15 protein-coding genes are annotated in these 17,281 nt (G+C 73.0%); 8 read left to right on the forward strand and 7 right to left on the reverse strand.

All coding sequences use genetic code 11. The features are described 5' to 3' along the window. Window positions 1-92: 92 nt before the first annotated feature. The 3 genes from DEFCA_RS0101860 to DEFCA_RS0101870 all read right to left on the reverse strand — a co-directional run bounded on the left by DEFCA_RS0101860 (window position 93) and on the right by DEFCA_RS0101870 (window position 3,830). Window positions 93-683 (reverse strand): 2-oxoacid:acceptor oxidoreductase family protein, encoded by a 591-nt coding sequence (locus DEFCA_RS0101860; RefSeq protein ID WP_025321352.1) that lies wholly within the window; start codon window positions 681-683, stop codon window positions 93-95. Further along, a complete protein-coding gene (locus DEFCA_RS0101865) occupies window positions 680-2,572 on the reverse strand; it encodes a thiamine pyrophosphate-dependent enzyme (protein ID WP_025321353.1) in 1,893 nt (630 codons plus the stop codon). The genes DEFCA_RS0101860 and DEFCA_RS0101865 overlap by 4 nt, the downstream gene beginning before the upstream one ends. 67 nt (window positions 2,573-2,639) lie before the next feature. After that, complete coding sequence (locus DEFCA_RS0101870; protein ID WP_025321354.1) at window positions 2,640-3,830, reverse strand: competence/damage-inducible protein A; 1,191 nt, start codon at window positions 3,828-3,830, stop codon at window positions 2,640-2,642. Window positions 3,831-3,982: 152 nt separating this feature from the next. Between DEFCA_RS0101870 and DEFCA_RS0101875 the strand changes: the two genes are divergently transcribed. The 6 genes from DEFCA_RS0101875 to DEFCA_RS0101900 all read left to right on the forward strand — a co-directional run bounded on the left by DEFCA_RS0101875 (window position 3,983) and on the right by DEFCA_RS0101900 (window position 8,751). Then, entirely contained in the window at window positions 3,983-4,291 is a 309-nt protein-coding gene (locus DEFCA_RS0101875) for a hypothetical protein (RefSeq protein ID WP_025321355.1), read from the forward strand. 29 nt (window positions 4,292-4,320) lie between these two features. Continuing rightward, complete coding sequence (locus tag DEFCA_RS0101880) at window positions 4,321-5,358, forward strand: LOG family protein (RefSeq protein ID WP_025321356.1); 1,038 nt, start codon at window positions 4,321-4,323, stop codon at window positions 5,356-5,358. Between the two features lies 1 nt (window position 5,359). Then, a complete protein-coding gene (locus DEFCA_RS0101885; RefSeq protein ID WP_025321357.1) occupies window positions 5,360-6,616 on the forward strand; it encodes a penicillin-binding transpeptidase domain-containing protein in 1,257 nt (418 codons plus the stop codon). Window positions 6,617-6,619: 3 nt separating this feature from the next. Further along, window positions 6,620-7,150, forward strand: a complete 531-nt coding sequence (locus DEFCA_RS0101890; protein WP_025321358.1) for a GNAT family N-acetyltransferase — start codon at window positions 6,620-6,622, stop codon at window positions 7,148-7,150. Next, complete coding sequence (locus DEFCA_RS0101895) at window positions 7,137-8,219, forward strand: M20 family metallopeptidase (protein ID WP_025321359.1); 1,083 nt, start codon at window positions 7,137-7,139, stop codon at window positions 8,217-8,219. Before DEFCA_RS0101890 ends, DEFCA_RS0101895 begins: the two co-directional genes overlap by 14 nt. Before the next feature lie 154 nt (window positions 8,220-8,373). Beyond that, window positions 8,374-8,751, forward strand: coding sequence for a hypothetical protein (locus DEFCA_RS0101900; protein ID WP_025321360.1), 378 nt, complete (start codon window positions 8,374-8,376; stop codon window positions 8,749-8,751). Between the two features lie 39 nt (window positions 8,752-8,790). Here the strand turns inward: DEFCA_RS0101900 and DEFCA_RS0101905 are convergent, their stop codons facing one another. From DEFCA_RS0101905 to DEFCA_RS0101915, 3 genes are all read right to left on the reverse strand, one after another. Beyond that, window positions 8,791-9,834, reverse strand: coding sequence for a hypothetical protein (locus DEFCA_RS0101905; protein WP_025321361.1), 1,044 nt, complete (start codon window positions 9,832-9,834; stop codon window positions 8,791-8,793). Window positions 9,835-9,985: 151 nt separating this feature from the next. Further along, on the reverse strand, window positions 9,986-14,638 hold the full coding sequence (locus DEFCA_RS0101910; RefSeq protein WP_084318644.1) for a prepilin-type N-terminal cleavage/methylation domain-containing protein: 4,653 nt from the start codon (window positions 14,636-14,638) through the stop codon (window positions 9,986-9,988). After that, window positions 14,628-15,584, reverse strand: coding sequence for a pilus assembly PilX N-terminal domain-containing protein (locus tag DEFCA_RS0101915; protein WP_025321363.1), 957 nt, complete (start codon window positions 15,582-15,584; stop codon window positions 14,628-14,630). The genes DEFCA_RS0101910 and DEFCA_RS0101915 overlap by 11 nt, the downstream gene beginning before the upstream one ends. A gap of 204 nt (window positions 15,585-15,788) precedes the next feature. On the opposite strand from DEFCA_RS0101915, the gene DEFCA_RS0101920 reads away from it, so the two are divergent. Next, window positions 15,789-16,559 (forward strand): XdhC family protein, encoded by a 771-nt coding sequence (locus DEFCA_RS0101920; protein WP_025321364.1) that lies wholly within the window; start codon window positions 15,789-15,791, stop codon window positions 16,557-16,559. Beyond that, window positions 16,556-16,885, forward strand: a complete 330-nt coding sequence (locus DEFCA_RS0101925; protein WP_025321365.1) for an XdhC family protein — start codon at window positions 16,556-16,558, stop codon at window positions 16,883-16,885. The genes DEFCA_RS0101920 and DEFCA_RS0101925 overlap by 4 nt, the downstream gene beginning before the upstream one ends. Window positions 16,886-16,922: 37 nt before the next feature. Here DEFCA_RS0101925 and DEFCA_RS0101930 read toward each other — a convergent pair whose 3' ends face one another. Next, the gene (locus tag DEFCA_RS0101930; protein ID WP_025321366.1) at window positions 16,923-17,276 is read right to left on the reverse strand and encodes a hypothetical protein; all 354 of its coding nucleotides are present in this window, start codon (window positions 17,274-17,276) and stop codon (window positions 16,923-16,925) included. Window positions 17,277-17,281: the final 5 nt, after the last annotated feature.

Raw genomic sequence — 17,281 nt, forward strand, 5'->3', positions numbered from 1 at the left:
GCTCTGCGCGGCGAGCTAAGGAGCCGCACCCGGCTCTCCGACAGGTCCCCCCCTGGGCTCAGGGGGCCAATGGCTTTGAACGCGACTTGGTATCAGCCGCCGGTCCCCGCCAGGAACTCGTAGCCGGCGAAAAAGGCCTCGACCTCCTCGTCCGCCTCCCGGGGCCGCTCGGCCCGGAGCGCCAGCACCAGCTGGTCCCGGTCCACCACGTTGGACACGGCGGCCAGGGCGCCGGCCATCACGGCCCCCACGTAGGCCGGGGAGCCGTGGCGGCGGGCGAGCTCCAGGGCCGGGATCCAGAGCACCCGCTGTCCGCAGAACGCGGTCTCCACGGTTTCCCGGTCCGGGTACGCCTCGGGGCGAAACCGGGCCTCGTAGGGCCGGACCGCCTCGTCCGACAGCAGGGCGGTGCCGCCCGGTCGGAGGTAGGGGACCAGCTTCAGGGCCTCCATCCGTTCGAGGCCGATGACCACGTGGGCCGCGCCCAGCGGGACCTTGGGGCTGGGGCCGGCCGGGGTCCCGATCCGCAGGTGCACCATGACCGGGGCCCCCACCTGGCTGAGGCCCGACTGGCCCAGCACGCGCACGTCGTACCCCTCGCGCAGGGCCGCCCCCCCCACCACCCGCCCCAGGGTCACCACGCCCTGCCCCCCCACTCCGCAGGCCACCACGTCCAGGTTCACGGGACCCGCCTCCTCGACCGGATGCGCCGGCGGATCGCCCGGTGGGGGCACGCCTCGGCGCACAGCCCGCACCCCAGGCACCGGTCGGCGTCGATGCGGACCCCGGCCGAGCCGTCGCCGAGCTCCAGGGCCGGGCAGTTGACCGCCTCGAGGCACGAGGGCCGGCACCGGTCCGGGCCCACGCACCGGTCGGACCGCACCTGATACGGAATCACCACCCGGGCCGTGGACCGGCGCACGCACGGCGCCTCGGCCACCACCACCTGCACCCCGGGGGATCGCAGGGCCGTGGCGAGCACCCGCGACAGCCGGCGGGTGAAGTAGGGCAACGTCTTGCGCACCCTTCGCACCCGGGCGGCCCGGGCGAGCTCCTCGATGCTCAGGGGCTGGGCAGGGGCTCCGGGGGTGGGGCGGTGTTGGGTGGGGGAGGGCTGGAACCCGGTCATGGCCGCGTGGTGGTTGTCGAGCACCAGCACGGTGAGCCGCACGTTCTTGCTGGCCGCGTTGAGCAGCGGCGGGATCCCCGCGTGGAAGAACGTGCTGTCCCCGATCACGGCCACCACCGGCGCGTCGACGCCGGCCCGCACGAACCCTTCGGCCACCGCGATGCTCGAGCCCATGGCCACCTCGGTCCGACACAGGTTGTGGGGCGGGTTCATGCCCAGGATGGTGCAGCCGATGTCGCCGGTGACGATCACGTCGTCCTTCCGGTACCCGGCCCGGGCGATGGCCCTCTCCAGCGCCACGTAGGCCGAGCGGTGGGGGCAGCCCGGGCAGAAGGTGAGAAGCCGGGGCGGCAGATCCGGCGGGGGGTCCACCGGCCGGGGGGGGGCGCGGCGCTGGGGCTCCCGGTCCAGCAGGTGGTCCAGGGCGGCCGACACAACGTCCGGGTCCAGGTCGCCCACCTCGGGCGTGAGCCCTTGGCGCTTTCCGAGAATCCGGGGGGGGCGCGGCAACTCGGCCGCCAAGGACCGGACCCGCTCCTCGATCAGGGGATCGAGCTCCTCCACCACCAGCACCCGCCGGCACCGGCTCAGAAGACCCAGGATCCGCTCCTCGGGCAGGGGGTGCACCACGGCGATCCGCAGCAGGTGGGGCCGCTCGGCCTCGGGCAGCCTCTCCACGGCCTCGGCCACGTAGCCCCACACCGAGGCCGGCGCGATCACGCCCACGTCCCGACGGCCCGGGACCTCCTGGTTCCACGGGTCCAGGAGCCTGGCGGCCTCGGCCATCCGGGCCAGGGCCTGCCGGTGCTGACGCCGGCACCGGGCCGCGCCGGCCTTCGTGTACCGGTCGATGTCGAACGGGACCCGGGGGGTGCGGCGGCCCCGTTCCGGGGGCTCGAGGGTCACCGGGCCCCAGGTGTAGGCCGTGGTGGTGGTGCCCCGGATCAGAACCGGGGTGCCGGCCGTCTCGGAGACCTCGAACGCGTGGCGGGCCATGCGGCGGGCCTCGTCGGGGTCTCCCGGCTCCAACATGGGCAGGAACGCCAACCGGGCGTAGAGCCGGCTGTCCTGCTCCACCATGCCGTAGTAGGCCCCGGGATCGTCGCCCACGTACACGACCAGACCCCCCACGGTGCCGGACGTGGCGACCGAGAGCAGGGTGTCGGAGGCCACGTTGAGCCCCGACATCTTCATGGCCACGAAGCTGCGAAGACCGGCCCAGCTGTGGCCGGCCGCCACCTCCAGGGCCACCTTCTCGTTGACCGCCCACTCCACCGTCAGCTGTTCCGTGGCCTGGGCCAGCAGGTACTCGATGGCCGGGGTGGCGGGGGTGCCGGGGTAGCCGGTGGCCAGTCGGGCGCCGGCTTCGAGCACGCCCCGGGCGCACGCCTCCACGCCGAGCAGGGCCGACGGCGCCGGGGAAGAACCGGGGTCAAGGGACAAGGAGCCTCACCTCCGATGGGTAGGCTGGCGAAAGGCGCCCTTAGGTAGCACAGCGGGGTTTTCCGGGTCAAACGCCGGCCGCCAGGCGCCGCACGTGGAACAGGGCTTGGTGGCAGGCCCGCTGGGCGTCGAAGGCGTCGCCCCGGAGGACCGGCAGCGACCGAACCCGCGCCCCAGGGGGGGCGGTCACCCCGATCCAGACCCGGTCGGCGGCCGCGGCCGGGACGAGCTCGTCCTCCCGGGCCACGCACACCCCCACGTCGGCCCGGAACCACCGGGCGGCCCGCCGGGCCACGGCGAGACAGCGCGCCTCGGGGGTCGGGCCGGCGGCCCGGATCCGGCCGGGCCCGAGCACCATGCCGCCCCGGAAGGCTGGGGCGCCGGTTCCGCGGAGCCACGACGCCAGGGTGCCGGCCGAGAACCCCTCGGCCACGGCCAGGGTCCATCCGGCGGCCTGCGCGGCCCGCAGGGCCACGACCGGGTGGGTCTCGTCGTCCGCGCCGAACACGAACTTGGCCAACCGGGCTCGGACCTCGGTCTCCACCCGGGCCAGGCGCTCCGCTGCCTCGTGCTCGGTCGCCCCCCGGGCGGTCAGCACCACCCGCACCTCCCCCGGCGAGGAGAGCAGCGCGACCTGGGCGGGCGACGAGCCGGCCATGAGGTCCCGGAGACGCTCGCCCACGGCGCTCTCCCCCAGCCCCGACAGCCGAAGCACCCGCGTGGTGGCCGCGCCCAGGCCCAGGCGCTCCCGCAGCCGGGGAAGGACCCAGGACCGGAACAGGTTCTTGAGCTCCCTGGGCACCCCCGGCAGGGCCACGACCCAGGCCCCGCGGAGCACCAAGGCGAATCCCGGCGCCGTGCCCCATGGGTTGGGGATCGGCTCGGCCCCTGCCGGGATCTCGGCTTGGACCCGGTTGGAAGGGGGCATCTCGCTACCCAGCCGCTCGAAGACCCGGCGGACCTCCTCCAGCAGCTCGGGCCGCAGCTCCAGGGGCACGCCGGCGGCCCGGGCCACCCCGGCCCGGGTGCGGTCGTCCTCGGTGGGGCCGAGCCCCCCGCTCAAAAGGACCAGGTCGCCGGCGTCGGCGGCCCGGACCACGGCCTCGGCAATGGCTGCCTCGTCGTCGTCCACCACCCATTTGCGGGCCACCCTCACCCCCAGGGGGGCCAGGGCGCGGGCGAGCCAGGGGCCGTTGGTGTCGACCCAGCGGCCCAGGAGGAGTTCCGAACCGATACAGACGAGTTCCGCGCGGGGCATGGGTTTCGCGGGTCCTCCGAAGGGGGGCGGCTCCCGGCTGCGGGCGGAAGCCGCCTGGCGATGTGCCCGACAGCATGCTAGCATGGGTTGCGACCCCCGGGCGAACGCCGCCCGGGCGACCCCCCCCGGCTCCCGGGGAACGGAACGGCGACATGGCGGGCAAGGTGGTGTACGTGGACTTTCGCAAGCGGGGGCAGCCCCGATCCGGGTTCGGGGGCGGACCCCGGTTCGTGTTCGCCGTGTTCCTGGTGGTCCTCCTGCTCGAGTTGCTCGTCGTGGCCGCCTGGCATCCGGCCAGCATCGGGTCGGCGTTCTTCGGGCCGACCGTCATCGCCGTGGCCGTGGTGGTCACGGTGGGGGTGCGCCGGCTCACCGCCCGGTACCAGGTGCGGCGGTTGTACCGTTCCACCCTGGGCCGCGCCGCCCCCCGCCGGGGGAGCTCGGACCGCACCCTCCATTGACCACTCCCCGACCGCATCCCCGGAAAACCATGCCGCAACCCCTTCGCTTCTCTCGGACCAACGGGCCGGTGGACGACGCCATCGACCGTCTGATCGACCTGGTGGGCCCCGTGCATCACCCGGACCTCGTGAGGGAGATGATCCTGGCCGCCCTGAAGGCGGGGCAGGAGACCTCGGACCGGGGAGATCTGCGCCTCATGAACATCAGTCTCAAGGAGATGCGGTTCACCTCGAAGGTGTTCGGCCCGTACCGGGGGGTGCGCAAGGTGACGGTGTTCGGGTCGGCCCGCACGAGGCCCCAGGAGCCCATCTACGCGATGGCGCGTGAGTTCGGCCGGGCCTTGGCCCGGGCGGGCTACATGGTGATCACGGGCGGTGGGCCGGGAATCATGCAGGCGGCCCACGAGGGGGCCGGACCGGAGATGTCGTTCGGCGTGAACATCCGGCTTCCGTTCGAGCAGCGGCCGAACCCGGTCATCGAGAAGACCCCCCGCCTGATCACCTACCACTACTTCTTCAACCGGAAGGTGGCGTTCCTCAAGGAGGCCCATGCGGTCGCCCTGTTCCCCGGAGGGTTCGGCACCCTGGACGAGGCCATGGAGACCCTCACCCTGGTGCAGACCGGCAAACAGCCGCCCATCCCCCTGGTCCTGATCGACGAGCCGGGGGGTACCTACTGGGACCGCTGGATCCGGTTCTTCGAGCGGGAGCTCCTGGGCGACGGGTACATCAGCCCCAGCGACCTCCTTCTGTTCCAGCGGGCGGGATCCGTGGAGGACGCCCTGGGGATCATCCAGAGGTTCTATCGCCGGTACCACAGCCTTCGGTACGTGAACGGCCGGCTGGTGCTGCGGCTGACCGAGCCGCTGCCGGCCGGAGCGGTGGAGCGGCTGACCCGGGAGTTCGCCGAGATTCTGACGCCGGGTGGCACGATCACCCCCTCGGGGGCCCTGCCCCAGGAGGCGGACGAGCCCGAGATCCACCACCTTCCCCGCCTGGTCGTGGATTTCGTGAAGCGGGACTTCGGCCTGCTCCGGAAGATGATCGACCGGATCAACGGGTTCTGAGATGGACTGGTGGTCCGATCTGGAGCGGCACGCCCGCCAGCGTCGCCGCCGCAAGCGTAGGTGGGCGGCCGCGGCGTTCGCGGGGATCGTGCTGGCCGGCCTGGGGGGGATGTGGCTGGCCCCGCGCTTCGAGACCCCCGGCCCGAGCCCCCGGCCCGAGCCGCCTCCGGTGGTCTCGACGTGCCGCGACGTGCTGTGCCGGATCTCCTGGCCCTCCCCCCGCTGGGACGAGGGCGAGGGGGTGTACGAGCAGTGGGTGGCCGGCCACCGGGTGGTGTACACCCTGGAACGGGAGCTCCAGGAGGAGGCCCTGGCCGTGTTCCAGAGGTACCGGGTGCCCTACGGCGCGTTCGTGGCCGTGGACCCCGCAACCGGCCGCATCCTGGCCCTGGCCGAGTACTCCCGCCAGGAGCCCGGTCTCAACGACTTTTGCCGCCGGGCCACGTACCCGGCGGCGAGCCTGATCAAGGTGATCACCGCCTGCGCGGCCCTGGAGACCGGAAAGGTCTCGCCGACGACCCGGGTCCGGTTCGAGGGGAGCCCGTACCGGCTCTATCCGCGCAAGATCTCGCCCTCCAACCGGTGGAGGGAGAACAACGTGCACACCCTGGCCGAGGCCCTGGCCCTGTCGAACAACGTGGTGTTCGGAAAGGTGGGCGCCGACGTGGTGGGGAGCCGGCGGCTCCAGAAGGCCCTGGAGGCGTTCGGCTTCAACCGGGAGATCCCCTTCGACTTTCCGCTCCAGCCCAGCCGCGCCACGGTGCCCGAGGATCGCTACCCCCTGGCCCGAACCGCGGCGGGGTTCGGCGAGGTCTACCTGAGCCCGGTGCACGCGGCCCTGATCGCGGCCGCCGTGGGCAACGGGGGGGTGATGATGCGGCCGTACGTGGTGGACCGGATCGAGGACGCCGGGGGCGAGGTGGTGTACCGGGCCTCGCCGGCGCCCTGGCGCCGGGCGGCGCCCCAGGCGGTGGCCCGCGAGGTGGCCCGGATGATGCGTCGGACCGTGACCCGGGGCACCTCGGCCAAGGTGTTCTACCGCTACGCCCGGCGGCTCCGCAGGGAGGTGGGCGTGGCGGGCAAGACCGGCAGCCTCACCGGCGACGACCCCCCGGGCAAGTACGAGTGGTTCATCGGGTTCGCCCCGGTCGACCGGCCGCAGATCGCGGTGGCGAGCCTGGTGGTGAACCAGGAGCTCTGGCACATCAAGGGGACCTACGTGGCCCAGGCCGTGATGAAAGAGTTCTTCGGGATGTGAGCCATGGCAAAGGCTGAGGGGAGGGAGCCGAGGCCCTCCATCGAGATCCGGGAGATGGAGATCGACGACCTGGCCGCCGTGTACCACCTGGGGGAGAGGGTGTTCACGGCCGAGGTGCCGAACCTCTACCGCACCTGGGACGAGTACGAGGTCACCGGGCTGTTCCACACCGAGTCCGACCTGTGTCTCGTGGCCGAGGACCGCAGGACCGGGACGATGGCCGGGTTCGCCATGGGCACCACGGTGTCGAAGCCCCGGTCGGCCTGGACGTACGGGTACCTGGTCTGGATGGCGGTGGACCCCAGCTACCAGAAGGGCAGGGTGGGGGAGAGGCTGGTGCAGCGGTTGGCCGAGCGCATGGCCGACCACGGGGTGCGGATCCTCATGGTCGACACCGACGCCAACAACGACGCAGCGCTGCGGTTCTTCGAGTCGCTGGGGTTTGAGCAGCCCCGGCCGCACGTGTTCCTGAGCATGAACCTCGACGAGCTGCGGGAGCAGCGCAAAAGGCGAAGGAGCCATGGAATCCGGTGAGATCCGGGAGGAGCGGCTGCGGGAGCTGTTCTGGTCGTTGGTGGAGATCTACAGCCCCTCCGGAAAGGAGGAGGCGGCCCTGGCGTACCTCGAGGAGTTCCTGTCCGAGCAGGGCTGCCCCTACGGGGTGCAGCCGGTGGACGAGGACCGGTACAACCTGCTCCTGGGCGATCCGGAAGCCGCCGTGGTGCTGGTGGGGCACGTGGACACGGTGGACGCGTGGGACCTGGAGGACTACGGCCCCCGGGATCTCGGCGGGGGCTGGATCGGCGGGCTGGGCACGGCCGACATGAAGGGGGGGTGCGCCGCCATCCTGGAGGCGTACCTGTGCCTGCGTGCCCAGGGCCAGGGCCGGAAGGTGGGTGTGGCCCTGGTGGTGGGCGAGGAGGAGGACGGAGACGGCGCCGCTGCGTTCCTGGGCGAGTTCCGGCCGGGTCGGGCGGTGGTGGGGGAGCCCACCGATCTGGCCCTTTGCACCGGACACTACGGGTACCTGGAGGTGGAAATCTCGGCCGAGGGCCGACGGGCCCACGCCAGCGTGCCCGAGCGGGGCCGCAACGCGGCCGAACGGCTTCTGACCGGCTTGACCGCCCTCATGGGGGCCTCCGAGTTCTCGGGGGCCGGGGCCGACGCTCCCGTCCTGAACATCCGGCATCTCGAAACGGCCAACCCGGGATTCGCCGTGCCGGCCCGGGCGGTGGCGTGGGCCGACATCCACGTGCCGCCCGGCGTGGACCTGGGGCGGGTGCGGGCCGCCGTGCTGCGGGCCCTGGCCGGCACGGACGGCCTGCGGGTGGATTTCGAGACCGAGGACCCCGGCTACTCCCTGCCGGCAGACGACCCCTTGGTGGGGGTGTTTCGCCGGGTGGGGGGCGAGGCGGTGGGGGTGTTCCGGAGCCACAGCGACGCCAACCGGTTCCACCGGTGCGGGGTGCCCACGTTCGTCCTGGGGCCCGGCAGCCTGGAGTTCGCCCACGCCGAGGAGGAGCGGGTCCGGTGGGGCCAGGTCGTGGAGGCGGCCCGGTTCTATCGGGACCTGTGCCGCGGGGTGCTGGAATCTTGCGCGTAGTCGGGGGGCTGGTAGGCTGGAGATCGATGTCGTCCCGCGGGTCATCGCCTTTCGACCAGCGACCGACGACCAACGACCGAAGACCGACGACCGAAGTACTATCCGTACCCCACCGGTGGAATGTGGGCCGGGGAGCCGGCCGGAAGGACGTGAGATGACCGAGGAAGTGATGCTCTACGACGTGGAGGAGGCCGCCCGGGAGGTCGCCGAGCGAACCGGTCTGGCAGTGGAGGCGGTGGAGGAGATCCTGGAGGCCGACTTCCTGTTCCACTGCGCCCTGGGGGTGTACGAGATCCCGGACGACGACGAGGGCCAGGAGTTCATGGACGAGGTGCGAAAGCTGCAGCAGGCCCACGCGGACCTGGTGCCCCCGGCGGGCAGCGACCTGGACGGCATCGAGGACCTGGAGGACCGGTTGGTCACCTTCGCCGCCCGGTTGACCGGCGCCGAGCCCGCCACCATCGAGGAGGTGCTCGACGAGCACATCCTCTATCTGGAGGAGAAGGGGTTCATCGAGCCCGAGGAGGACTGACCCCCCGAGGCCGAAGGAAAGGGGGGGGCGGGCCGACCCTCAGCCCGCCCCCGCGCTGCAGGCCTTGCCGCTCGCCTGCGGGTGGTGGCCGATCCGCAGCTCCAGCAGCTCGGGGTCGGCCAGCGGTCCTTCCACCGCGAGGGTGTCCACCTGCTCCCCCCTCTGGGCCCTGATGGTCCCGCGGTCCCGGTGGGCGTAACGCAGGAGGATCCGTCCCACGGTCTGGAGATCCTCCGGGGTGGGGGCCTCCCGAAGCAAAGCGTACGGCCCCTTGAAGTCGTCGCCGCGCACGAGCACGTCTTCGTCCCGCGCCCCCCGTTCCAGCCCCTCGTTCTCCCCCTGGTTCCGGCCCACCACCACCTTGAGCCCCGGCCGGATCCGGAAGTGCCGACCGGTGCGCAGGAGCCGCACGTCGGCCAGGTCGTAGTCGGGCTTGTGCTCGAACAGGTCCTTGAGCTTGGCGGCGAAGTCCGGGTCGGTGAGCAGGCACCCCCCTGCCGGGCACGGGTAGTCCGTCACGCCCAGATCGGCCGCCAGGCGGATCTGCTCCTTGCGGGACCGGCCCCGGATGGCCAGGAGCTTCTCCCGGTCGACCCAACCCTCCTTCTCGGGGATCGTGGGCTCGAAATGGTGTGCCGAAAGGGGGCGCAGCACCAGGCCCTCGGTGCCGCTCTCGCGCTCGATCAGCTTCAGGATCGGGCGGCGCTGGCTCATGGGGCGCTGCCCCAACACCTCGCCGGTCACGAGGAACCGCGCCCCCTCCTCCTCCATGAGCTCCCGGGCTTCCCGGTGCATGAAGATCCGGCAGTCGATGCAGGGGTTCAGTCCCCGCCCGTACCCGTGCTTGGGGTTCTCCACGATCTTCAGGTACTCCATGCCCTTGTACCGCACCCGGATCGGGATCCCGAACTCCCGGGCCACCCGCAGGGCCTCGTGCTTACACGAGCTCGTCTTGGCCGTGCAGTTGCAGAAGGGGGTCATGAAGTTGAGGGCTACGACCTCGATGCCCTGGTCCAGCATCATCTTCACGGCCAGGGTCGAGTCGAGCCCGCCCGAGAGCAGAGCGATCGCTTTCACCGACATGGGTCGCCTCCGAAAGAAAGCGTCCCCGGCTCGCTGGGACGCCCGCGTGGTCCGTTCGGCGTCCCCTCCCCGTCCGGGGAGGGTTGCCGAGTGGGTGGATCGATTACAGGGTAGACGAAGGCAACCGTTCGTGTAAAGAAATCACCCGGGTTCAGGGGGAGACCGGGATCTCCACTGGGCCGGCCGGGCACCCGGCCCAGTCCCCCCTCACGACCAGCGTGCCCGGGGTCGCCGGGGTCACCTGGGCTCCGACGACCTGGGCCGCCCCGTCCGGGGTCACCGACCAGGTGAATCGGTCGGTCCAGTCCTGACCGGCCGGCCCCGTGGCCGACACGGTGAACGCGACGCCCACCCGGGCCGAGGGGGACGAGGCGGCCGTGGCCACCTCGGGGCAACGGGGGGTGAGCACGGCCGGGCCCGCGGTGCACGGTGCCGCGCCCATGCGGGCCTCCACGGTGCGGGGCCCGGGGCGGTCGAGCACCAACTCCCGTCCGGCCAGGTCGGAGCCGTCTACCGAGAAGTCGTAGCGGGCCGTGAGGTCGTCGCCGGCGTCGAGCACCGAGAGCTCGACCCGGTCTCCCACGGCCGGGTCGGTCGGGGTGAACACGATCCCGGCCGCGGGGCAGCTCACCGCCAGATCCAGGCCGGCCGCGCACCCGTTGGTGTCCTGGGCCTCGACCCGGGCCGCCCCCGGGGTCAGGGCCTCCAGCTCCACCGTGGGGCCCAGGTTCGCGGCGACGGTCACCACCGACGGCGTGTCCACGGTCCACAGCGGGGTGCCGTGGAGCCCCACGGCCGACACCACGGCCCGGTCCCCGGGCCGGAGCCCCGCCGGAGGGCTCATCTCCAGGCGCAGCCCGCAGGAGACGACCACCTCGGACTCGGCCACGCATCCGGCACCGTCCGTGGCCCGAACCGCGGCCGTGCCCTCGGCCCGCGCCTCCACGGCCCCGGTTGGGTCCACCAGGGCGACCGAGGGGTCCAGGCTCTGCCACACCGGCGTGCCGTCGGCCCCTGTGGCGGCCAACGTGCCCAGGTCGCCGGGCGCCAGGGACAGGGCTGGGGGATCCACCCGCAGGCCGCAGCAGCGGGTGCACAGCTCGGGCCTCGAACCGTTCCACGTGGGGTCGTACCAGATCACCGCGCCCCCCTGGTTGTCCAGGCCCTTCTCCGCCGTGATCACTCCGTACCAACGCCAGGCGCCCGCGAACCGGACCACCCCTTCGACGTACAGGGCGGCCCGGGCGTGGACGCCGAGGTCGCCGGCCGGCGACGGCGTGGAGCCGGGCGGCACCCCCAGGGGGAGCTCGTCGCGTGTCGGGGGAGCGGTGGCCTCGTCGTACCGGGCGTCCGCAGGGGCGGGCACGGCCGCGGGCACCGCCCGGGTCGGCCCGGGGGTCTGGAACGCGACGTTGCCGGCCACGTACACGAGCCCCTCGGTGAAATAGTCGCCGGTGACCTGGTAGGTGGGGAGGTCCGAGGCGCCGGCAGCATCGAGTAGGGCGCCGGACCGAAGGCCGGCGGGCGCGTCGATGAACACGAACCGGCCGTCGTAGAGGGGGGTCGCCCCGCCCGGGCCGGGCAACCCGGTGAGCTCCTGGAACCCAGCCACGGCGCCGGTGCGGGGGTTGCGCAGGAGCCCCCCCCCGACGGGCTCCCAGTACACGCCCCGCGCCCGGGCGAGGAGCTTGAGCCGGTCGTAGTCGAGGCGCGAGGCGAGCCCGGCGGCGCCGGGCACGTTCTGGAACACGTTGGGGTGGGCCGTGCTCACGGAAGCACCCGACCCGCCCGGCACGAACGGCTGGTCCATTTCACCGGTCGGGGTCAGTGCGGCGCCGCCCACGAAGACGCCGCCTCCCACGTATACGTTGAGGAACCGGTCGGTCCGGGAGGTTCCCAGGAGGGGGGCGGCCGGATCCTTGGCGACGAGGACCGGCGCCGGGGGGAGCCTCCAGTCCCCGCCCACGACCGCGTCGCCGCCGTGGACGGTCACGGGGCCGGTCCAGTCCCCAAAGGTGGCGGCCGGCAGGACCAGGCACAGGGGCAGGGGCGGCACCAGCAGGGCCTCGGCCACGCAGTTGCGGTCGGTCGGGTCGTCCGGGTCGAAGTAGGTCGCCCGCACCGTGACCACCCGGTCCGACGGGGCGTACAGACGCCCGCTGCCGGCGGTGTCGGTGGGGTCCTGGGTCACCACGAGGCTCCCCTGGAAGTAGGGGCTGTCCGTGGCCGGGGTGCCGTGGACGTCCACCTCGAAGAGGTCCGGCCCCTCCTCGTCCAGCACGGTTCCGTCGGTGTCGAGCACCTGTACCACCAGCCCCCGGGTGGAACCCACGGTGCGCTGGATGTCGTCGGCCGCGTAGTCCCGGCGGTTCTGATCGCAGTCCTTCACCCGGAAGAACACGGTGTTGCCGTCTGCCGCGCACAGAGGGGTGTCCTCGGCCCGGGGTCGGTTCGGCACGGCACCCGGGTTGTCGGCGACCGGGCTGATGAGGATCTCCGAGCAGGTGGTGTCCACCGAGACCGGCTCCGAGGCGCAGCTCACCCCCCCCTTCGCGGAGGAGGTGGCCTGGTCGGGGACGTAGGCCTCGATCCGAAACCCGTCGCCGGTCTGGGCCGAGCCCAGGTACAGCGGGAGCCGGGCCGTCTGGCCCGCGCCGGCCGCGGAAAAGGTGACCCGCGCCCGCTGGACCGGGCGGTTGCGGTCGAAGCTGGGCAGCCCCAGGCTGCCGGCGCGGGGGACGACCACGAGCTCCACGGTGGTGCCGGCCGGCACGCACTGGGTCACGAGGACGTCCATCTGGCCTTCGCAGGCCCGGTTCCAGCTGGTCACGGCCGTGCCGGACGCGTCGAGCACCCGCACGCCGCAGCCGGTGCACGGCGCGACGTGCACCGGCAGGATCGAGGGGCCCGACGGGGACCAGGTGGGCGTGAGCCGGAGCGTCGGGGCATAGGGGATGCCCCCCACCGAACAGGTGGGGGGGAGATAGGCCACGCTGAAGGTGCCGGGGGTCACGGCGCCCGGGTCGGGCCGGACCACGTCCACGGGATCGGGGCTCAGGGTGGCCCGGTTTCCCGGCGAAGAGATCGCGCCTTGATCCGTGGCCGGGCCGGTCTGGGGAACCAGCTCGGCCCGCACCGACTCGCCGGTGCCCGTCAGGGTCCAGAGGGCGTTGCCGCAGGCGTCCTCCACGCCGAAGGTGTCCACCACGGGAACCGTCGGATCGGGGCAGTCCGTGAACGCGGTGGACGGGATGTGGGCGGTGGGGCCCAGGAGCCGGTGGGGCGGCAGGATCACCTCCACGTCCACCCGGCCGCTCAGGGTGTCGGTCTGGATCCACGCCGGAAACCGGTTGGGGTCGGCCGGGGAGCGGGGCACGGCGTACCGGCTGTAGTCGTCCGAGCGCGAGCGGTACACCAGCACCCCCGACGGCTGGTCCAGGGTGCGGGGCTCCAGGGTCCCGAACTCCGGGTCGGGCCTGATCTCCAGCTGGGCGGGGTGGGCGGCGGCGTCGGCCGGGTCCACCATCCGGTCGCAGGCGTCCAGGATCCGGAACCCGGTCTGCCCCTCGCCCCCGCAGCTGGGCACCTCCAGCAGCGCCAGGTCGAACGCGACCCGCTGGGGCAGCCCCGGCCCCACGGTGGCGGTCACCGTGACCTGGCGCGGGGTGCACGCCCCGAAGGGGGTCAGGAGGGTGGGCGGCTCGGCCGTGCGCGCGGTCACGGTGTACGTTCCCTCGGGCAGATCGGCGCAGCCGGGAGGCCACACCTCCTGGGCCTGCACGTATCCGTCCGCGTCCGTCACGGCTTGGGACGAGGCCAGCGCGACACCGTGCCCGCTGGGGCCGGCCAGGGTGAACCGCACCGTGCGGCCCTCCTCCGGCGCGGAGCCCCGGAGCACCCGGAACCGTACCGGGGTGGTGGTCCCCCGCAGGTCCGGAGCCCGGAACGGGCCCAGGGTCGAGGCCGGCACGACCCTGGGGCAGTCCCAGAGGTTCCGGGGGGCCACCGACGTGACCAGCCGGGTCTGGCGCGCCCCACCGGGCCCTGGGAACCGGGGATCCGGCCTGGGCGGTTCGGTCACCACCCGTATCTCGATGCGTCGGATCAGGGCCTCCAGGGGTTCTCCTGCGGCCAGACGGGGGCTGGTGGTTCGGTCCACCCGATCGAGCCACTCCTCGGTGCCGTTGCCGTCGAAGTCTCCCCAGTACCGAAACAGGGGGCCGGCTCGGTCGGGGTCGGCGATCAGGAGGGCCACCGCCTGGTCCGGCCCACCGTTGATCTCGCGCATCAAGGTGAAGAAGTCCTCCCCCGACCGGCGCACCAGGCGGTACCGGTAGGTCTCGGCCGGGGAGCCGGCGTAGGTGCCGGGGGGGAACGTGCCGTAGGGGTCCCTCGGGCCGGCCCCGGGGACGGTGGCGCCCGGGGCCTGGGCGTCGTGGTCGGCCGACAGGTCGGCCGTGAACGTGATCTCGTTCTCGTGGGCCACCAGAAACCGGGGTTGCCCGCCCTCCACGTCGGCCCCGGCGCCGAGGCTCATGAGGGCCCGCGAGAGCTCATCCACGGCGACCCTGGCGTTCTGGCGCGCGTCCGCCACGTCCTCCTGCACCCGGTAGGAGCGTTCCTGCACGAGAAACGCCTGGTACAGCAAGGAGAGGAAGATCCCGGCCACGGCCAGGGCGACCAGGAGTTCCACGAGGGTGAACCCGCTCCGCGCGCCGCGTCCCGGCCGGGGGGCCCTGCCACCCCCGGGGAACCGTCGCCGGCGGGAGTCCGCGAATCCACGCAACGCGATCCTAGTCCTCATGGCCGACCCTCCAGCTCGTCACGGCCTGCTCGGGGAGCCCGGTCCGCCGCACGACCATCTGGGCCAACCCCCGGCTGCGTCCCACCAGGCTGGGGCTCACCACCCGGTACTCGCCGGGACCGCCGGCCTCGGCCCGCACCGAGGCGCGCCCCGTGCCCCCCGACACCGGAAAGTCGCGGTCCCAGGTGTCGGCGGAGCTCGAGTCCGCGTCCCCGGGGGGCGCGGTGCCCGCGGCGAGCGACGCGATCCAGGGGTGGCGCCCCATGCGGTAGGGCCCGGAGCCGGGGGCGGCGTCGAGTCGGAGGATCACCGTGCCGGCCACCGAGTTCCGGTCGGAGGTCACGACCCGGTAGGCCCGGTCGTCTGCGTCCCAGACGACCCACCCGTCCCAGGTTCCGGGGGGAGAGACCACCGCCCAAGCCGGGTCGGTCACCTCCAGGTCGGTGCCCGACACCGTTGCGGCCGGGATCTCCCGTACCAGGAAGAAACGGCCCGCCGCCGGCGTTCCGGCCGCGGCGGCGAGCCGGAACCGGGCCGCCCCCCGGGGGCCGGAGCAGTCCTGCACCGCGTAGGCCGTGGCCGAGGCGTCGTAGAGGGTGAACCCGGTGTACAGGCACGAGACGGAGTCCCAGGGCACGGCGGGAAGGATCGGGGTCAACGCGGGCACCTCGACGGCGCCGGGGGCGGCAGCCGTGGCCGCCCCCAGTTTGCCCCAGCCCCGGGCCACGTAGTACCGGGCCTCCTCCAGGCCGGCCTCGGCCACGTAGGCGGCCGTTCGGGCGTCCCGGTCCCGGGCGCTGATCTGCACCTCGAGGGTGGTGGACTGGATCGCGGCCGCCCCGAGCATGCTCAGGATGGCCAAGAGCATCATGGTGGTCGCCAGGGCGAAGCCCTCGCGGGACGAGGGGGGGGACGAACGGCTCCGGTGGCGGGCGAAAGGATCCATGGGCCTCCCCGGTGCCCCCGAAGTCTCCGCGTCGTGCGGCAAAGGGGAGGGCCGTCCGTGCCGGTCGGTCGTGGGATCGTCCCACCCTACCACGGGGGGGCGGGCGTGCAACCCCCGGTGGTTTCGATCGAGCCGTCGGTTTCGTGCTATTAGTATTTGGATTCCTAGCCCCCCAGCCTCCCGGCGGAAAAAAGGAGAGAAGCCGTGGCGACCGACCTTTGGGAGAGGGTGTGCGATCTGTTGGAGCAGGGGCGGAGCGCCTGCCTCGCCACCGTGGTGGCCTCGGAGGACGAGGGGCGGGTGGGCCGGCGTCTGCTGGTGCTTCCGGGCGGCCAGGTGGAGGGGACCACGGGGCTGCCGGAGTTGGACCGGCAGATCGCCCGGGCGGCAAGCGATGCGCTCGCGGATCTTCGGCGGGGGTGGGTGGAGATCCCCGAGGGACACCGGGTGTTCCTGGACGTCCTGGCCCCGGAGGCCTCGGTGCTCGTGTGCGGGGCCGGTCACATCGCGGTGCCGTTGGCCGAGTTCGCGCGGACGGTCGGCTTCCGGGTGACGGTTCTGGACGACCGGCCCGACTTCGCCCATCCCGACCGGTTCCCCGGCTGCCACGTGATCGCCCGGGATTTCCGGGAGGCCCTGGCCGAGATGCCCTTGGGCCCCCACTGGTACGTGGTGGTGATCACCCGGGGTCACGAGCACGACGCCGAGTGCCTGGAGGCGGTGCTCCGCCGGCCCACGGCTTACGTGGGGTTGATCGGGAGCCGGCGGCGGGTGGGGTTCGTGCTGGAGATGCTGGGCCGCCAGGGGATCCCCCAGAGCCGACTCCGGGATGTGTTCACCCCGATCGGCCTGCCCATCGGGGGGGAGAGCCCGGCCGAGATCGCCCTGTCGATCGTGTCGGAGCTGGTGTGCGTGCGGCGGAAGGGACCGGGGCAGGCGCGGGTGCTCCGTCGGGCCGTGGAGGAAGGGTCATGACCGACCGGGAGATCTTCGAGAAGGTGGTGGAGCTGCGCAGCGCCGGGGTGGAGGCGTGCCTGGCCACCGTGGTGGGGGCCGGTGGGTCCACCCCCCGGGAGGTGGGGGCGAAGATGATCGTGTGCGCCGACGGCACCACCTACGGCTCGGTGGGGGGAGGGTGCGGCGAGAGCCAGGTGAAGAGCGCGGCCCTCCGGGCGCTGCTGGTCACGGGGCGGCCCGAGCTCGTGGAGGTGGACCTCACCGACGACCTGGGCACCCGGGGGGGCGACGTCTGCGGCGGGCGCATGTGGATCTTCGTGGAGCCCCTGCAAAAGAAAGGGTGACCCCGCGGGCGCGGAGAGGCACCCCCCTGCCCCGCCGTCAGTCGGTACGGTTCTTCCTCGGCCCCGGAAACGCGATCACCTTGGGCTTTGCCGGCGGGGAATCGGGCCGCTCCTCCGACACCGCCTCCTGGGGCTCCCCTCGGAACGCGGCCGGCTCGGGGAGCCGCTCGATCCGGATCGGAGTGCCGCCCATGGTGAAGGGGTCGCCGTCGATCTGAGACGGCTCCAGGATCCATGTCATCTCCTGGAGCGGCACGGTGAGCACCGTGAACCGGATGCGTCGCCATCCCACCTTCACGTCCGGGAGGATCTCCTCCACCCGGCCGAAAAAGGCGGGTCTGTCTTCCACGTGCACGAGAATCACGTCGCCCGGCTGGACGCGGGTATCCATGGCTC

Source organism: Deferrisoma camini S3R1, assembly GCF_000526155.1.
GTDB lineage: Bacteria > Desulfobacterota > Deferrisomatia > Deferrisomatales > Deferrisomataceae > Deferrisoma > Deferrisoma camini.